This window comes from Shinella sp. 838 (assembly GCF_029623935.1).
GTDB lineage: Bacteria > Pseudomonadota > Alphaproteobacteria > Rhizobiales > Rhizobiaceae > Shinella.
In genome coordinates this window covers 569,111-586,696 of the sequence record NZ_JARSBQ010000001.1, presented here as the reverse complement: position 1 = coordinate 586,696, position 17,586 = coordinate 569,111, and the positions used below count along the sequence as shown (strand labels likewise).

Here is a 17,586-nt window from a genome sequence, read left to right as displayed (position 1 = left end):
CAAGCGCAAGAGAACGATCCGCCTCCCATTTGCGGATGACTGCGCAGACGATTGCAAACCAACCCACAAGTTCCCAATTCACGCGGGGTTCTTGACGCCAGACGAAACCGGAAGCGCATGGTGCGGTTCCGGTCCGAGGCAGTTCGAGCGAAAGCGGGACGCGATCCCGCGTCCGGAACTGCGGTCGGGAAAGTCGCCTGGCGCCCCGAAAGGTATTTGACTTGACCACTTTCCACGACCTCGGCCTCTCGAAGACCATCGTCGCAACGCTCTCCGCCCTCGGCTTTGAAAAAGCAACGCCGATCCAGGAAAAGGCTATCCCGCTCGTCCTCGAAGGCAGCGACCTGATCGGCCTTGCCCAGACCGGCACCGGCAAGACGGCCGCCTTCGGCCTGCCGATGATCGAAAAGCTTCTCGCCGACGCCCGCCGCCCTGATCCGCGCAACATCCGCGCCCTCATCCTCGCCCCGACCCGCGAGCTGGTGAACCAGATCGCCGACAACCTGCGCGACTTCGTCAAGAAGACGCCGCTGCGCGTCGTCACCGTCGTCGGTGGCGCATCGATCAACAAGCAGTCGGAAATGCTCTCGCGCGGCACCGACATCCTCGTCGCCACCCCCGGCCGCCTGCTCGATCTCGTCAACCGCAAGTCCGTGACGCTGACCCAGGCCCGCTACCTCGTGCTCGACGAAGCCGACCAGATGCTGGACCTCGGCTTCATCCACGATCTGCGCAAGATCTCCAAGATGGTGCCGAAGAACCGCCAGACGCTGCTCTTCTCGGCCACCATGCCGAAGCTGATCGGCGAACTTGCCGGCGAGTACCTCGTCAACCCGAAGAAGGTCGAAGTCACGCCCCCCGGCAAGGCTGCCGACAAGGTGGAGCAGTATGTCCACCACGTTCCCGGCAAGGACCAGAAGGCGCAGATCCTGCGCAAGACGCTGTCAGACAATCCGGACGGCCTGTCGCTCGTCTTCTCGCGCACCAAGCATGGCGCCGAGAAGCTGATGAAGCACCTCGACCATATCGGCTTCAAGGCCGCCTCCATCCACGGCAACAAGAGCCAGGGCCAGCGCGAGCGCGCCCTCAAGGCCTTCCGTGACGGCGAAATTCGCGTTCTCGTCGCCACCGACGTCGCCGCCCGCGGCATCGACATTCCGGGCGTCACCCATGTCTACAACTACGACCTGCCGGAAGTGCCGGACGCCTATGTGCACCGGATCGGCCGCACGGCCCGCAACGGCCGCGACGGCATCGCCATCGCCTTCTGCACGCCGGACGAAGCGCACCTGCTGCGCGATATCGAAAAGCTGATGGGCATCCAGATCACCGTCGCAAGCGGTGTAGCGCCTGCCGTCATCACCGCAGGCCCCGGCGGCAAGTCGCGCAAGCCCCGCTCGGGCAGCGGCCATCGCGCCAGCCAGGGTCGCGCAGGCCAGCGTCCGGCGCGCAAGCCGTTCGGCGAAGGTGGGCAGGCCGATGGCGGCGCACCGGCGGCCGGCAAGCGCGCGCATGGCAACCGCCCGCCGCAGAAGCAGGGCGAGCGCCAGAACCGCAACCACGGCGGCGGCAACGGCCAGGGCCGCCCGAACCAGAACGGCAAGCCGCGCCGTTCGGAAGGCCAGCGCCGCGAACAGGCATAAGCGTATCTTTATAGAATGAGGAAACGGCGGGCTTCGGCCCGCCGTTTTCGTTTGTTCATTCCGCCGGCGCAGGGTCCTTGCGGTTGGTGAGGTAGACGCCGACAACGACGATCAGCGTGCCCAGGATCATCGGGATCGTCAGTTCCTCGCCGAAGATGGCAGCAGCCTGGAGGGCAGCGATCGGCGGCACGAGGTAGATGAGGGAGGCCGCACGGGACACCTGTCCACGGCGCAGCAGGTAGAGCAGCAGCAGGATCGCCCCCATGGAGATGCCGAGAACCGACCAGGCGAGCAACGCGAAGAAAGCCCAGCCGAAATCGACATGCAGGTTTTCCAGACTGAGCGCGAGGGGCACGGTGACGATCAGCGCGCCGATATATTGCAGGGTCGCGATCGCCCTGATGTCCCCCGTCGGCAGATATTGCTTCTGGTAGATCGTGCCGTAGGTGACGGCTGCCATGCCGAGCATGTTGACGACGATGGCGAAGGCCGGGATTTCTGCCGCCCCTTGGCCGAAGAATTTCGGCAGTACGGCCAACAGCACCCCGAGGAAGCCGAGACAGAGGCCGGCCTTCTGTGCCGGGCTCAACCGCTCACCGATAAAGAACGGTGCGGCCAGCGCCGTCATCAACGGCTGCAGCGCCGCTATGATGGAGGAAAGCGCCGCCGGAACGCCCTCGCCGATCGCCCACCAGACCGCCCCGAGATAAAGGCCGTGCAGGAAAGCGCCGGAGACGACGGCGTGCACGACAGTGCGCCGGTCACGCGGCCAGACAGCACCGGTCACGACGCAGAAACCGGCAAAGAGCAGCGCCGCGGTCAGGTAGCGGATGCCGAGAAAGGTCAGCGGCTCGGAAACGAAGGTCGCGTATTTCGCGACGACCCAGCCGGTGGACCAGAGCAGGACGAAAATGGCAGGAGCCAGGCGATCGAGGGACATGGGACTTTCGGCAGGGAAACAATCAGTGCGCGAGCGATAGGCGCCGCTTCCACGACGGTCAAAGGAATTTCCTTGATGTTTAGGTTCAGCGAAAGAGCGGGCAAAATCGCTTTTTCAGCATCTGCCCATGTTTTCGGCAGATCCGTCCCGCCCGCTCCCCGCAAACCAGCCCGGGGTAAACACGCGCATGGACCACGCATCGGGAAAACCGTCCTTCCGGCCGGTTTGACTGCTCCCAAAGCGGTGTGAGAATTCTTTCCTGCTAATTGAGCATGGTTCTTGCATTGCCCCTGATGTTGTACTCAAATGGCGAAAAATGGGGAACACGCCTTTGGCATTTGATGAAATGATGAATGCGGACCGAGGCCCGCGGCAGCCATACGAAAGCTACCATGACTGGTACGAAGGACAGGATCGGGCTCGCCTGATCGCCAAATCAAGAGACGCCGAGAACCTCTTTCGAAAGACCGGCATCACCTTCGCGGTCTACGGACACGAAGACAGCTCCGAAAAGCTCATCCCCTTCGACATCATCCCCCGTATCATTTCCGGCCGAGAGTGGCGCAGGCTCGCCCAGGGCATCGAACAGCGGGTCATCGCCCTCAACGCCTTCCTTGACGACATCTACCACAAGCAGGAAATCATCAAGGCGGGCCGCATTCCCCGCGAGCTGATCGAGCGCAACGTCGCCTTCCTGCCGCAGATGATCGGCTTCAAGCCGCCGGGCGGCGTCTATACGCACATCGTCGGCACCGACATCGTACGTACGGGCGAAGACCAGTTCTACGTGCTGGAAGACAATGCCCGCACCCCTTCCGGCGTCAGCTATATGCTGGAAAACCGGGAAACCATGATGCAGATGTTCCCGGAACTGTTCCACCTCAACAAGGTGCGGCCGGTCGAGGATTATCCCAAGACGCTGCGCCAAAGCCTTGCCTCGCTGGCCCCGCCCGGCTGTTCGGGAAAACCGCGCGTCGCCGTGCTCACGCCGGGCATCTTCAATTCCGCCTATTACGAACATTCCTTCCTCGCCGACATGATGGGCGTGGAGCTGGTCGAGGGCTCGGACCTGCGCGTCGTCGACGGCAAGGTGAAGATGCGCACGACCCGCGGCTACGAGGCGATCGACGTGCTCTACCGCCGCGTCGACGACGACTTCCTCGACCCGATGACCTTCCGGCCGGATTCGGCGCTCGGCATTCCCGGCATCATGGATGTCTACAAGGCCGGCAACATCACCATCGCCAATGCGCCCGGCACCGGCATTTCCGACGACAAGGCGATCTATTCCTACATGCCGGAGATCGTCGAGTTCTATACCGGCCGCAAGGCGCTGCTCGAAAACGTGCCGACCTGGCGCTGCTCGGAAGAGGACAGCCTGAAATACGTGCTGGAACACCTCAGCGAACTGGTCGTCAAGGAAGTGCACGGTTCGGGCGGCTACGGCATGCTGGTCGGCCCAACCGCCTCGAAGAAGGAATGCGCGGCCTTCGCCGAAAAGCTCAAAGCCCGGCCGGCGAACTACATCGCCCAACCGACGCTGTCGCTCTCCACCGTCCCGATCCTCGTCAACAAGGGCATCGCGCCCCGGCACGTCGATCTCAGGCCCTATGTGCTCGTTTCCGACAAGGTGCAGATCATTCCCGGCGGGCTCACCCGCGTGGCGCTGAAGGAAGGCTCGCTGGTGGTCAACTCCAGCCAGGGCGGCGGCACGAAGGACACCTGGGTTCTGGAGGACTGAGCCGATGCTGGGAAGAACTGCAAACGGCCTCTACTGGATGTTCCGCTATATCGAGCGCGGCGAGAACATCGCCCGCCTCGTCGATGCGGGCCTGCGCATGGCGCTGACGCGCTCCGGTTCCTCCGACGAGGACTGGGACGGCGTCTTGCAAAGCGCCGGCGTACGCGAAGACTTCGACACCGTGCACACCAAGCTGACGAGCGCGGATGCCATCGACTATCTCCTGCGCGACCACGCCAACCCGTCGAGTGTGATGTCCTGCATCGAATCGGCGCGCAACAATGCCCGTATGGTGCGCACGGCGCTGACGCGGGAGACCTGGGAAGCGACCAACGAGTGCTGGATCGAGCTGAAGCTGGCACTCTCCAAACGCGTGAAGCCCGCCGACATGCCGGAGGTGATCGGGACGATCAAGCGTTGCACCGCCCTCATTCGTGGCGCGTTCCACGGCACCATGCTGCGCGACGACATCTACAATTTCTCGCGCATCGGCACCTTCATCGAACGGGCGGACAACACGGCCCGCATCCTCGACGTGAAATATTACGTGCTGCTGCCGGCGATCGCCAAGGTCGGCTCCTCGCTCGACAACATGCAATGGGAATCGATCCTGCGCTCGGTCTCGGCGCACCGCTCCTATAGCTGGGTCTATGACGGCGACTATTCCTCGACCAACATCTCCGACTTCCTGATCCTCAACGACCGCATGCCGCGCTCGCTCGCCTATAGCTACGACAAGATCGTCAGCAATCTCGGCTATCTGGCAAAGCTTTACGGCGACAATCACGCGGCGCACGAGACGGCTTCCGCCACGCTGATGCTGCTGCGCAGCCGCACCATCGACGACATCATGGAACAGGGGCTCCATGAGTTCATCGAGGAGTTCATCGTACACAACAACCGCCTCGGGGAAGAGATCTCCGACGGCTACCGCTTCTATCGCTAGCGGGGGCGAGCCATGCGACTGAAGATCAGCCACACGACAGAATATCACTACGACGACCCGGTGCAGTATTCGCTGCAACGCCTCCGCCTGACACCGAAAACCCAGCCCGGCCAGATCGTGCGCGACTGGAAGACCACCGTGCATGGCGCGCGGCTGGAGGCCGGCTACACCGATCATTTCGGCAATCATGTCGATCTCGTCAGCACCAATGCCGAGCAGGTGGCGATCCGTATCGTCGCCGAGGGCGAGGTGGAGACGGAAGACCGGGCCGGTGTCTTCGGCCCGCACCAGGGCTTCGTGCCGCTCTGGCTTTACCTGCGCGAAACGCCGCTGACCAAGCCCGGCAAGCTGATACGCGACCTTGCCAAATCCGCGAGCGGCGACAATGAACTGGCACGCATGCACGCGCTGATGGCCGCCATCCACGAGACCGTCGCCTACAAGCCGGGAGAAACCGCCCCCGACACGACGGCAGAGCAGGCACTGGAGAAGAAGCAAGGGGTCTGCCAGGACCACGCCCATGTCTTCCTTTCTGCCGCGCGCCATCTCGGGCTGCCGGCCCGCTATGTCTCGGGCTACCTGCTGATGGAAACGCCCGAACAGACGGCGAGCCACGCCTGGGCAGAAGTGCATCTGCAGGGCCTCGGCTGGGTCGGCTTCGATGCGGCCAACAAGATTTGCCCGGATGCGCGCTATGTGCGCCTGTCGACCGGCCTCGACTACAAGGACGCCGCCCCTGTTTCCGGCATGGTGCTCGGGCACTCGGCCGAGACGATGAGTGTCGCCATCACGGTGGAGCCGGCCGGCCAGAGCCAGTCGCAAAGCCAGAGCTGACCAGCCGAACCTGAATCAACATGCGCAAGGCGCGCCGTAAGCCTCTGAATCGATTCACAGGCCCTTACGTCGAAATCGCTTTAAGGGCCTGTGCAACTGCTTCAACGCGATGCCGCTTCGAGCAGACGGAAAAAAGACGGGCGTGATCCGAAGAGCGCGCCCGAAAAGTTCAGTGGCTGTCCTTGCCGACCGCACTGCCCCGACAACCCTTGAGGAAATCGAGATCGGCGCCGGTATCGGCGCCCTGGACGTGCTGCTGGTGCAGCCAGGCGTAACCGGATGTGGGCAGGTCGTGGTGCGGCTTCCATTCGGCGAGCCGACGGGCCAATTCCTCCTCGGGAATGTCGAGATGCAGGCGGCGGTTCGGCACGTCGAGCTCGATCATGTCGCCGTTCCTGACGACGGCCAGCGGCCCGCCGACGGCCGCTTCCGGCGAGGTGTGTAGGACGACGGTGCCATAGGCCGTGCCGGACATGCGCGCATCGGAGATGCGCACCATGTCGGTGATGCCCTTCTTCAAAACTTTCGGCGGGAGGCCCATATTGCCCACCTCGGCCATGCCCGGATAACCCTTCGGCCCACAGTTCTTCATGACCATGACGCAGGTCTCGTCGATGTCGAGAGCGTCGTCGTTGATCTTGGCCTTGTAGTCGTCGATATCCTCGAAGACGACGGCCCTGCCCCGGTGCGTCAGGAGATGCGGCGAGGCGGCCGAGGGTTTCAGCACCGCCCCCTTCGGTGCAAGATTGCCACGCAGCACGACGATGCCGCCCGACTGGGTCAGCGCCTTCTCGGCCGGCAGAATCACATCGTCATTCCAGTTGACGACATCCTTGACCTCATCCCACATCGTCTCGCCGGAGACCGTCAGCGCATCCTTGTGCAAGAGGCCGGCCTCGCCGAGACGCTTCAGCACCACCGGCAGGCCGCCGGCATAGAAGAACTCTTCCATCAGGTATTTGCCCGACGGCATCAGGTTGACGACGGTCGGCACGTCGCGGCCGCAGCGGTCCCAATCGTCCAGCGTCAGATCGACGCCGACCCGACCGGCGACGGCGAGCAGGTGGATCACCGCATTGGTCGAGCCGCCGATGGCCGCATTGGTGCGGATGGCGTTCTCGAAGGCTTCCTTCGTCATGACCTCTGATGGCTTCAGGTCGTCCTTGACCATCTGCACGATGCGCCGGCCGGTGAGCTGCGCCATGACCTTGCGGCGGGAATCGACGGCCGGGATCGCGGCATTGCCTGACAGCGCCATGCCAAGCGCCTCGGCCATCGAGGCCATCGTTGAGGCGGTGCCCATCGTGTTGCAGGTGCCCGACGAACGGCTCATCGACGCCTCGGCCTCGAGGAACTCGGCCTGCGTCATCTCGCCGGCCTTCACCATTTCGGAGAACTTCCAAAGATGCGTGCCCGAACCGACCCGCTCGCCGCGGAAGTAACCGTTCAGCATGGGACCACCGGTGACGAAAATCGACGGCAGGTCGACCGAGGCCGCCCCCATCAGCAGGGACGGCGTGGTCTTGTCGCAGCCGACCATCAGCACACAGCCATCCATCGGCTGGCCGCGGATCGCCTCCTCCACCGCGAGCGCGGCAAGATTGCGGTACATCATCGCGGTCGGGCGGAAGGTGTTTTCCGAGGCCGAGAACACGGGCACTTCGAGCGGGAAGCCGCCCGCCTCCCAGACACCGGCCTTTACCTTCTCGGCGAGCTCCCGCAGGTGCCCGTTGCACGGCGTCATGTCCGACCAGGTGTTGAGGATGCCGATGACCGGGCGACCGTCGAACAGGTCGTGCGGATAGCCCTGGTTCTTCATCCAGCCGCGGTGGTAGATCACGTCGCGGCTGGTGCCGCCGTACCACTCCTGCGATCTCAGCCTGCGCGGCCACTCAGCTTTCTTTTTCATGTCCTCAGTCCTTGAAGGGACCACCCGGCATGGGGTCGCCGAGCGGCCTTTGTCTCACGCCAGGGTGTAGGCGGTCTTGACGGTTGTGTAGAATTCGCTGGCGTATCGGCCCTGCTCACGCGGGCCATGCGACGAGCCCTTGCGCCCGCCGAAGGGCACATGGAAGTCGACGCCCGCTGTCGGCAGGTTGACCATGACCATGCCGGCCTCCGCATTGCGCTTGAAATGCGTCGCATGCTTGAGACTGGTCGTGGCGATGCCGGAGGAGAGGCCGAAGGGCGTGTCGTTGGCGACAGCCAGCGCCTCCTCGTAATCCTTGACGCGGATGACGGCGGCGACGGGGCCGAAGATCTCTTCCCGCGAGATGCGCATGTCGTTCGTCGCCTCGGTGAAGAGCGCAGGCGAAAGATAGAAGCCGGGCGTGTCCCGCTTCAGAAGCTCGCCGCCGAAAGCGAGTTTTGCGCCTTCCTTCCGGCCGATCTCGATATAATCGGTGTCCTGCTTCAACTGGCTTTCATCGACGACCGGGCCGATATGCGTGCCGGCCTTCAGTGCATCGTCGACGACCACACCTTTCAAACGCTCACCAACGGCCGCGACGAACTTGTCGTGGATGCCCTCGGTGACGATGACGCGCGAGGAGGCGGTGCAGCGCTGGCCGGTCGAGAAGAAGGCCGAGTTGACGGTGGCTTCCACAGCGACAGAAAGGTCCGCATCGTCGAGAACGACGAAGGGGTTCTTGCCGCCCATTTCGAGCTGATACTTGCGGTTATGCTCGACGGAGGCGAGCGCCACGCGTTTTCCGGTGCCGGTGGAGCCGGTGAAGGTGACGGCGTTGACATCGGGGCTGTCGAGCATGGTCTGCCCGACGACGGAACCCTTGCCCATGACGAGGTTCAGGACACCCCTCGGCAGGCCGGCGCGCACGAGAATGTCGACGATCGCCCAGGAACAGCCGGGCACCAGTTCGGCCGGCTTGAAGACGACGGTGTTGCCATAGGCGAGCGCCGGGGCGATCTTCCAGGCGGGGATGGCGATCGGGAAATTCCAGGGCGTAATGATGCCGACGACGCCAACCGGCTCGCGGGTAATCTCGACGCCGATGTTCGGACGCACGGACGGCAGCGTCTCCCCGGCAAGCCGCAGGCATTCCCCGGCGAAGAAATCAAAGATCTGGCCGGCGCGCACCGTCTCGCCGATGCCTTCGGCTAGCGTCTTGCCCTCCTCGCGCGACAGTAGCCGACCGAGTTCGTCCTTGCGGGCCAGAATCTCGTCGGCGGTTTTCCGCAGGATCGCGTGGCGCTCAAGAATGCCCGAACGCGACCAGCCCCGAAAAGCAGCCTTCGCCGCCGCGATCGCTGCCCTGGTATCCTCGACGGAGGCGCGGGCATACTCCCCCACCACGTCGCCGGTATTCGACGGGTTGATGTTCTTGATCGCATCCGAGCCGACCCACTCGCCGGCAATCAGGTTCTGGTGGATGGTCATGGGCAAGGCCTCCTGTCTGTCCCGCGCCGCGCCAAGGCGGCACATCCCTTACAATTGGCGGATTTCGATCCGTTCTTCCCGGGCAATGGCCAGCGGATTGCGCAGCGGCAAGCCGAAACCATCCGCCCCGATCTCGAACACATCCCCAGTCTCGGTGCGGATGCCGTCACCGAAGGAGAGCGTCGCCGTGCCGAACATGTGGACGTGGATGTCGCCCGGCGCGCGGAACAGGCCGTATTTGAAATGGTGGTATTCGAGATTGGCGAAGGTATGGGACATGTTCGCCTCGCCGGAGACGAAGGGCTTTTCCCACAGCACCGCGCCATTGCGCACGATACGCGAGAAACCGCGGATATCATCCGGCGCGGCGCCGATGCGGATTTCCGGACCGAAACTCGCCTGACGGAGCTTCGAATGGGCAAGGTAGAGATAGTTGATGCGCTCCGTCACATGGTCGGAGAACTCGTTCGCAACGGCAAACCCGAGGCGGAAGGGCGAACCATCGGCGGCGATCACATAGATGCCGGCCATCTCCGGCTCCTCGCCGCCATCGAGCGCGAAGGCTGGGGAGATGAGCGGGCCGCCGGGCGCCACGGCCTGCGTGCCGTTGCCCTTGTAGAACCATTCGGGCTGCACACCCTTCTCGCCCGGCTTCGGCTTGCCATTTTCGAGACCCATGCGGAACATCTTCATGGAATCCGTCAAGGTTTCCTCGGCCGCCTCCGTCGTCTTCTTGTGCATGGAATCGCGCGTGGCGGCCGAGCCGAGATGGGTGAGACCCGTGCCGGTCAGATGGAGATGGGCGGCGTCCGGATGGGTGATCGGCGACAGCAGCCGGCCCGCGGCATAGGCCGCCTCCAGGTCGACGGTCTCGCCGAACCCCTTTTCGTCGATGACGGCTTTCAGAGACTGCCCGCTGTTGGCGGCTTCCATGGCCAGCGCGTAGACGCTGCCCGCGCCCTTCACCGCACGGCCCGCGCCGCCTTCCTCGCGCACGACCACCGTGATCGAACCGTCGGCATTCGCTACCTGTGACATCAGCATTTTCGTTTCCTTCCTGAAGCCTGGACCAAGTCAAAGCTTCGCACCTGCGGCGGACAGACGTCACCGCACTGGCTGCATCCGCAGCCGGTCAAACACGTTGGCAACCCATGGGCGGACCAGTCCCCGGTCAGCCCTTGTTCTTGTTGTAGACGTCGAAGAACACGGCCGCGAGCAGCACCAGCCCCTTGATGAGCTGCTGGTAGTCGATGCCGATGCCCATGATCGACATGCCGTTGTTCATGACGCCCATGATGAAGGCGCCGATGACCGCGCCGGTGATCTTGCCGACACCACCAGACGCGGAGGCACCGCCGATGAAGCAGGCCGCGATGACGTCGAGCTCGAAGCCGACCCCGGCCTTCGGCGTCGCCGAGTTGAGGCGGGCCGCGATGATCATGCCGGCGAGCGCCGCAAGCGCGCCCATGTTGACGAAGGTGTAGAAGGTCAGCCGCTCGGTGTTGATACCCGAGAGTTTCGCCGCCTTCTCGTTGCCGCCCATGGCGTAGATGCGCCGGCCGATCGTCGTGCGGGTCGTGACGAACGTGTAGAGCGCGATGAGCAGGCCCATGACGACAAGAACGTTCGGCAGGCCGCGATAGGTCGAGAGCTGGAAGCCAAGGAAGATCGCCACGGCGCTGATGATCGCCATCTGCACGGCGAAGAAGGCGAAGGGCTCGTTCTCCGTCTCGTGCAGCGCGTTCATGCGGCGCTCGCGAAGCCCGGCATAGATGGCATAGCCGACGAGCAGGATGACGACGAGAAGGGCGAAATAGTTCTTGATGAGGCTGGTCGCGGGATCCGTGAGCGACAGGAAGTCCGGCACGAAGCCCGTGGAAAGGATCTGGAAGTCCTTCGGGAACGGGCCAACCGGGCGGCCGCCGAGCACGACATAGGTCATGCCGCGGAAGACGAGCATGCCGGCGAGCGTGACGATGAAGGACGGGATTTTCTGGTAGGCGACCCAATAGCCCTGCGCTGCGCCCATCAGCGCGCCGACGAAGATGCAGAGCGGCACGACGATGATCGCCGGCATCCCCCATTTCACCAGCATGATCGCCGAGATCGCGCCGATGAAGGCGACGATCGAGCCGACCGAGAGATCGATATGCCCCGCCACGATGATCAGGAGCATGCCCAGCGCCATGATGACGATGAACGAGTTCTGCAGCACGAGGTTGGTGATGTTGACCGGGCGGAAGAGCACGCCGTTGGTGATGACCTGGAAGAAGATCATGATGACGACGAGCGCGACGAGCAGGCCGTACTCGCGGATGTTCTTGCGCAGGTAGTCTCCCACCGAGGGCTGGGTCGTCTTGGTCGCGGTATCGGTGGACATTAGTGTTTCTCCCCGGAGCGCATGATGGCGCGCATGATGGATTCCTGGCTTGCTTCCGCCCTTGAAAGCTCGGCCACGATGCGTCCTTCGTTCATGACATAGATGCGATCGCAGGTGCCGAGCAGCTCCGGCATCTCCGAAGAGATCATCAGGATGCCTTTGCCCTCGGCGGCAAGCTGGTTGATGATGGTGTAGATTTCGAACTTCGCGCCGACATCGATGCCACGCGTGGGTTCATCGAGGATCAGAACCTCGGGATTGGTGAAGAGCCATTTCGACAGCACCACCTTCTGCTGGTTGCCGCCCGAAAGATTGACCGCTTCCTGGTAGATCGAGTGCGAGCGGATGCGCAGCTTCTGACGATAGCCGGAGGCGACCTTGGCTTCCTGGTGATTGTCGATGATCGTCGCCTTGGAAACGCCGTTGAGATTGGCGAGCGTCGTGTTGTGCATAATGTTGTCGATCAGCACGAGACCAAGCTGCTTGCGGTCCTCAGTCACATAGGCAAGGCCGGCCTCGATCGCCTTGGGGATCGTGCTCACATCCACCGGCTTGCCGCGCATGAAGACGTCGCCGGTGATCTTGTGGCCCCAGCTCTTGCCGAAGAGACTCATCGCCGTCTCGGTGCGCCCCGCCCCCATCAGGCCCGCAATGCCGACGACCTCGCCGGCGCGCACGGTGAAGCCGATATCGTGCAGGAACTGCCGGTCGCGGTGGTGCTGGTGGAAGACGTTCCAGTTCTTCACCTCCAGCAGCGTCTCGCCGATCTTTGGCTCGCGCGGCGGGTAGCGGTCTTCCATCTCGCGGCCGACCATGCCCTTGATGATGCGGTCTTCTGAAATGTCCTCGTGATGACAGTCCAGCGTCTCGACCGTGCCGCCGTCGCGCAGGATGGTGATCTGGTCGGCGACCTTTTTGATCTCGTTCAGCTTGTGCGAGATGATGATCGAGGTCATGCCCTGCGTGCGGAACTCCATCAGCAGCTTCAAAAGCGCATCGGAATCCTTTTCATTGAGCGAGGCGGTCGGCTCGTCGAGGATGAGCAGGCGCACCTTCTTGGAGAGCGCCTTGGCGATCTCGACGAGCTGCTGCTTGCCGACGCCGATATCGGTGATCAGCGTGCCCGGCGGCTCCTTGAGGCCGACCTTGTTCAGAAGTTCCTGCGTACGCCGGAAGGCGAGCTTCCAGTCGATGATGCCGTTCGTCGCGACTTCGTTGCCCAGAAAAATGTTTTCGGCGATCGACAGCAGCGGCACCAGCGCCAGCTCCTGGTGGATGATGATGATGCCCAGATGCTCGCTGTCCGAGATCGTGGAGAAACGGCGGACTTCGCCGTCGAAATGGATTTCGCCCTCGTAGGAGCCGGCCGGATAGACGCCGCTCAACACTTTCATGAGGGTGGATTTGCCGGCGCCGTTCTCGCCGACAAGGGCGTGGATCTCGCCTTCGCGGACCTTCAGGTTGACGTTGTCCAGGGCCTTCACACCCGGAAACGTCTTCGTGATGCCGCGCATTTCGAGAAGGGTCTTGCTCATGTACCAGTTTCCAGCGGCCGGCCATCACCCATCGATGGGGAAGCCGAGCCTATTCGCTCTGCGATCCGGAGAAAAGAGGGTTCGCGCGTCGCAGCGCGAACCCCGGAGAAGGAAGAAACGATCAGTTCTTCAGCTGGTCGGCCGTGTAGTAGGCCGAGTCCGTCACGAGGATCTTTTCCGCGTTGGACTTGTCGACAGCAACGGGCTTCAAGAGGTAGGACGGGACGACCTTGACGCCATTGTCGTAGGTCTTGGTGTCGTTCACTTCCGGCTCCTTGCCTTCCAGGAGCGCGTTGACCATGCCGACGGTGACCTTGGCAAGCTCGCGCGTGTCCTTGAAGACCGTCGAATACTGCTCGTCGGCGAGGATCGACTTGACGGACGGCAGTTCCGCGTCCTGGCCGGTGACGACAGCCATCGGCTGGTCGCCCGAGCCGTAGCCGACGCCCTTCAGGGCCGACAGGATGCCAATGGAGAGACCGTCATAGGGCGACAGGACGCCATCGACGCGGCCATCGGTGTAGGTCGAGGACAGCAGGTTTTCCATGCGGGCCTGCGCGACCGCGCCGTCCCAGCGCAGCGTGCCAACTGTTTCCATGCCGGTCTGGCCCGACTTGATGACGATGTCACCCTTGTCGACCAGCGGCTGGATGACGGACATCGCACCATCGTAGAAGAAGAAGGCGTTGTTGTCGTCAGGCGAACCGCCGAACAGTTCGACGTTCCATGGCTTGGTGTCCGGGAACTTCGCCTTCAGGCCATCAACAAGGCTGGTGGCCTGGAGAACGCCGACCTGGAAGTTGTCGAAGGTGGCGTAATAGTCGACATTGCCGGAATCGCGGATGAGGCGGTCATAGGCGATAACCTTCACACCAGCGTCGGCGGCCTTCTGCAGGATGTCGGAAAGCGTCGTGCCGTCGATGGCACCGATGACGAGGACCTTGGCACCCTTCGTCACCATGTTCTCGATCTGGGCGAGCTGGTTCGGAATATCGTCGTCAGCAAACTGCAGGTCCGGCGTGTAGCCGGCGTCCTTGAAGAGCTTTTCCATCGTCTCGCCGTCGGAAATCCAGCGGGTCGAGGTCTTGGTGGGCATGGAGATGCCGACCATGCCCTTGTCCTGGGCGAAGGCCGGCGCCACGAACGACGCGACGCTGATGGCGGCGGCGGCGAGGAGCGAAGTGATCATTTTCATTGAAAGGTCTCTCCCTGGTGCGCACTGGCCGAAATTGTGGCCAGGCATTGTTCTGTGCACGGGCGGGGTCGCATTCAGACGACGGCCTGGACTGGAAGGCATGGAGCCCGCCGGTCCCCACTCCCAAGGACCCCAGCGCACATTGGCGCAACGTCTACCGAATTGCCATAACTGTCAAATGCAATGAACTTCTATTTCGATATCAAAACTGGTATATGGAGGCAGATATATACTATTTTTATCGATCGAGATAACCATGCGTTTAGACGATGATATCGACGAACAGCTCTTCCCCGGCGAGGGCGGTGGGGATCTCAAGGACGTCGGCCTCCTGCGCAGCGGCCTGAAGCTCAGTCACCTGCGCATGATCGTCGCCATCGAGGAGCACAAGCAGGTCAGCGCCGCTGCCGATGCGTTGAACATATCCCAGCCCGCCGCCTCCCGCATGCTGACGGAAATGGAAACCATCCTCAAGGCGCAGCTGTGCGAGCGTGTCTCGCGGGGCGTGGCGCTCACCGCCTTCGGCCGGGCCTTCGCGCGGCGCGCGCGCACCATCCTTCTCGAACTGCGCGAAGTCGACCGCGAGCTTTCCGCCCTGAAATCCGGCACCGGCGGCTCGGTCTTCCTCGGCTCGGTGACGGCGCCGGCGATCAGCCTCGCCGTCCCGGCGATCCAGCAGGTCAGCGCCGCCTATCCCGGCATCGAGGTGAATGTGCGCGTGGAGACGAGCAACGTGCTCGCCCGGGAGCTTCTGGCGGCACGGCAGGACTTCATCATCGCCCGCGTGCCCGACGATCTCAATCCGCGGCTCTTCAACGTCACCGAGATCGGCATCGAAAAGGCCTGCCTCATCGTGCGCAAGGGCCATCCGCTGCTCGAAAAACCCGCCGCCAGCCTTGCCGACCTGCCGCACTACGACTGGGTCTTCCAGCCGGCCGGCACACTGCTTCGCCGGCGCATCGAGGAACTGTTCCTCGCTGCCGGCGTGCCGCTGCCCTCCAACGTGGTCAACACCTCATCCATTCTGCTGACGACCGCCATCGTCTGCGGCTCGAACGCCATCGCCCCCGTCGCGCGCGACATGGCCGTCTTCATCGCCGATGTCGGCGCGCAGGCGGGTGAAATCAGCATCCTCAACACCGATTTCGAGATCGACATCAAGCCGTACAGCCTTATCTCCGTCAAAGGCAGGGCGCTGCCGCCGAGCGCCAAACTGCTCTATGATCTGATCCTGCAACGCAGCCGGATGCTTTCGCCGGATTGAGGAGGTCCTTCATGTTCGGCATGACCGTATTCGAATCCGTGCTGGAGCGGCTGAAGGCCGAAGCACGCCACGCGGCTGAGGAAGAGGCGGCCGATGAAGGGCACGATGATGGGGGGCCGGCCGAAGTGCGCGGATTGCCCTCCGGCTTCGCCGGCCTCGGCACGGGCGGCGCCTTCATGTCCGGCTCGCAGGCTGCAGCCGCCTATCTCGATCTCTACGAGGAACCTGCCCCTGTGGAGCCGGAGCAACCGGCTGTTGTCGAGCTCCCGCCACCGCCACCGCATCTCCTGCGCATCGCGCCGGAGGAGGTGGCGAGCGACCTTTGTCTCAATGGCAAGGAAAGCGTGGACGAACTGCTCGCCCGCCGGCGTGCCTTTGCCCGGGAAAACCACCCCGACCGCGCGCCGGAAGAGCTGCGCGCCAATGCGACCTTGCGCATGAAGATCGCCAACATGCTGATCGACGAGACCATCCGGCGGATCAATGTCGAAAAAAGCCTCGGCCTGGCGCGCTGAGACGATGCGCCTCCGAGCACTTCCGCTTTTCTCCGAAAAGCTAAAACGCTCTAATTCCGGTTTCAACGCACTTCCGAACGCAAAACCGCTTCGCACTTTTGCTGGAATTGCGTTAGCCCTTCGGCTCCTGCTCCGGCGGTTTTGCGGCCGGATCAGACGGCTTGAAGAAGAGGATGAGCTGCGCGAAGGCATAGGCCGAGACGACGAGGAAGATGGTGCCCCAGGTCTGCTCGCCATTGTAGAATTCCACCGCCGTCCAGGCAGCACAGATCCCAACCAAAAGCAGCCGCCGCCAGAGCGGACGGTAGAACGGATGGTCGGGATCGATGAACTTCATGAACGTCTCCTCACGCTTCAGCGCCTACATAGGCGGTTTTCCCGTGCGAGGGAACCGGCTTTCAGGCATCGAGCCGATCGAGGAACGCTGCAAGCTCGGCTGGCGCGATATCGACGAGATGCCCCTTTTCCGGATAAGCGCCCGAGCGCACGTCGTCGGCATATTCGCGGAAGGCCGCGATGCGCTCCAGCTGCAGCCGGTCATATTCGGCAGCGAAGTTGCGGTAGACCTTCGCATGGCGCGGATAGTGCCCGCGATTCTGGCCGAGCACATCCTCGGCAAAGAGGTATTGCGCATCACAGCCCGTGCCCGCCCCCATTGAGAGCATGACGAGCCCTGTCCTCGCGCTGATCGCCGTGGCGATCTCGCCCGGCACCACCTCGATCTCCGCCGCGAAGGCGCCTGCCTCCTCCAGTGCCTTCACCTGCCGGAAGATCTCCAGCGCACTCTCGGCCGTCTTGCCGACGGCGCGGAAGCCGCCCGTCCAGGTGGCCTTGGAGGGGATGAGCCCGACATGGCCGCAGACCGGGATGCCCTCCTCCCGCAGGCGCCGGACGGTGGAAAGCCCGGCGGCGCAATAGACCGCATCGCCCCCGGCCTTCATCGCCTGGAAGGCGCTGCGCAGATAGTCGTCCGTCGTGACGAGATCGCCGTATTCCAGCCCCGGAAAGGCAAAGACAGTCGGCGCCGCCTCCCGGAAGGCCGGGCCCAGCAGCGCTGGCGGCACGGAAACGAGATCGACACCCGCCTTCTCGGCGGCCTCCGCCTCCTCCAGTGTCACGACGCGCAGCATGGTGAGCTGCCGCTTGCCCTTCACCGCCTTGAGGTCGGCAACGGTTGGTCTTCTGATCTTCATCTG

Annotated in this window: 15 protein-coding genes; 6 read left to right on the top strand and 9 right to left on the bottom strand. The window is 63.3% G+C overall.

All coding sequences use genetic code 11. The features are described from left to right. Window positions 1–221: 221 nt before the first annotated feature. Window positions 222–1,643 carry a DEAD/DEAH box helicase gene (locus P9A16_RS02765; protein WP_278025526.1) on the top strand — a complete coding sequence of 474 codons (1,422 nt, stop codon included), beginning with the start codon at window positions 222–224 and terminating at the stop codon, window positions 1,641–1,643. 55 nt (window positions 1,644–1,698) lie between these two features. On the opposite strand, the gene P9A16_RS02760 is transcribed toward P9A16_RS02765, so the two are convergent. Continuing rightward, window positions 1,699–2,583, bottom strand: coding sequence for a DMT family transporter (locus P9A16_RS02760; protein WP_023517151.1), 885 nt, complete (start codon window positions 2,581–2,583; stop codon window positions 1,699–1,701). Between the two features lie 316 nt (window positions 2,584–2,899). On the opposite strand from P9A16_RS02760, the gene P9A16_RS02755 reads away from it, so the two are divergent. Genes P9A16_RS02755 through P9A16_RS02745 form a run of 3 tightly spaced genes read left to right on the top strand, consistent with a single transcriptional unit; the run spans window position 2,900 to window position 6,104 of the window. Next, entirely contained in the window at window positions 2,900–4,324 is a 1,425-nt protein-coding gene (locus P9A16_RS02755) for a circularly permuted type 2 ATP-grasp protein (RefSeq protein ID WP_023513795.1), read from the top strand. Window positions 4,325–4,328: 4 nt separating this feature from the next. Beyond that, entirely contained in the window at window positions 4,329–5,270 is a 942-nt protein-coding gene (locus P9A16_RS02750; RefSeq protein ID WP_023513794.1) for an alpha-E domain-containing protein, read from the top strand. 12 nt (window positions 5,271–5,282) lie between these two features. Then, window positions 5,283–6,104, top strand: coding sequence for a transglutaminase family protein (locus P9A16_RS02745; protein ID WP_023513793.1), 822 nt, complete (start codon window positions 5,283–5,285; stop codon window positions 6,102–6,104). A 169-nt stretch (window positions 6,105–6,273) separates the two neighbouring features. Here P9A16_RS02745 and araD read toward each other — a convergent pair whose 3' ends face one another. The 6 genes from araD to chvE all read right to left on the bottom strand — a co-directional run bounded on the left by araD (window position 6,274) and on the right by chvE (window position 14,611). Then, on the bottom strand, window positions 6,274–8,013 hold the full coding sequence (araD, locus tag P9A16_RS02740) for an L-arabinonate dehydratase (RefSeq protein WP_023513792.1): 1,740 nt from the start codon (window positions 8,011–8,013) through the stop codon (window positions 6,274–6,276). Window positions 8,014–8,067: 54 nt separating this feature from the next. Further along, window positions 8,068–9,501 carry an aldehyde dehydrogenase family protein gene (locus P9A16_RS02735; protein ID WP_023513791.1) on the bottom strand — a complete coding sequence of 478 codons (1,434 nt, stop codon included), beginning with the start codon at window positions 9,499–9,501 and terminating at the stop codon, window positions 8,068–8,070. A gap of 48 nt (window positions 9,502–9,549) precedes the next feature. Next, complete coding sequence (gene araD1 / locus P9A16_RS02730; RefSeq protein WP_023513790.1) at window positions 9,550–10,545, bottom strand: AraD1 family protein; 996 nt, start codon at window positions 10,543–10,545, stop codon at window positions 9,550–9,552. Between the two features lie 127 nt (window positions 10,546–10,672). Next, on the bottom strand, window positions 10,673–11,881 hold the full coding sequence (gene mmsB / locus P9A16_RS02725) for a multiple monosaccharide ABC transporter permease (RefSeq protein ID WP_024270172.1): 1,209 nt from the start codon (window positions 11,879–11,881) through the stop codon (window positions 10,673–10,675). Further along, window positions 11,881–13,416 carry a multiple monosaccharide ABC transporter ATP-binding protein gene (mmsA, locus tag P9A16_RS02720; RefSeq protein WP_024270173.1) on the bottom strand — a complete coding sequence of 512 codons (1,536 nt, stop codon included), beginning with the start codon at window positions 13,414–13,416 and terminating at the stop codon, window positions 11,881–11,883. The genes mmsB and mmsA overlap by 1 nt, the downstream gene beginning before the upstream one ends. A gap of 121 nt (window positions 13,417–13,537) precedes the next feature. Next, on the bottom strand, window positions 13,538–14,611 hold the full coding sequence (gene chvE, locus P9A16_RS02715; RefSeq protein ID WP_024270174.1) for a multiple monosaccharide ABC transporter substrate-binding protein: 1,074 nt from the start codon (window positions 14,609–14,611) through the stop codon (window positions 13,538–13,540). Window positions 14,612–14,867: 256 nt separating this feature from the next. Here chvE and P9A16_RS02710 point away from each other — a divergent pair, with 256 nt between their 5' ends. Both P9A16_RS02710 and P9A16_RS02705 read left to right on the top strand, forming a co-directional pair. Beyond that, entirely contained in the window at window positions 14,868–15,875 is a 1,008-nt protein-coding gene (locus P9A16_RS02710; protein WP_023513190.1) for a LysR family transcriptional regulator, read from the top strand. An 11-nt stretch (window positions 15,876–15,886) separates the two neighbouring features. Continuing rightward, a complete protein-coding gene (locus tag P9A16_RS02705; protein WP_023513189.1) occupies window positions 15,887–16,390 on the top strand; it encodes a hypothetical protein in 504 nt (167 codons plus the stop codon). A gap of 112 nt (window positions 16,391–16,502) precedes the next feature. Here P9A16_RS02705 and P9A16_RS02700 read toward each other — a convergent pair whose 3' ends face one another. Continuing rightward, the gene (locus P9A16_RS02700) at window positions 16,503–16,727 is read right to left on the bottom strand and encodes a hypothetical protein (RefSeq protein WP_023513188.1); all 225 of its coding nucleotides are present in this window, start codon (window positions 16,725–16,727) and stop codon (window positions 16,503–16,505) included. Between the two features lie 61 nt (window positions 16,728–16,788). After that, on the bottom strand, window positions 16,789–17,583 hold the full coding sequence (locus P9A16_RS02695; protein WP_023513187.1) for a 3-methyl-2-oxobutanoate hydroxymethyltransferase: 795 nt from the start codon (window positions 17,581–17,583) through the stop codon (window positions 16,789–16,791). Window positions 17,584–17,586 lie beyond the last annotated feature (3 nt).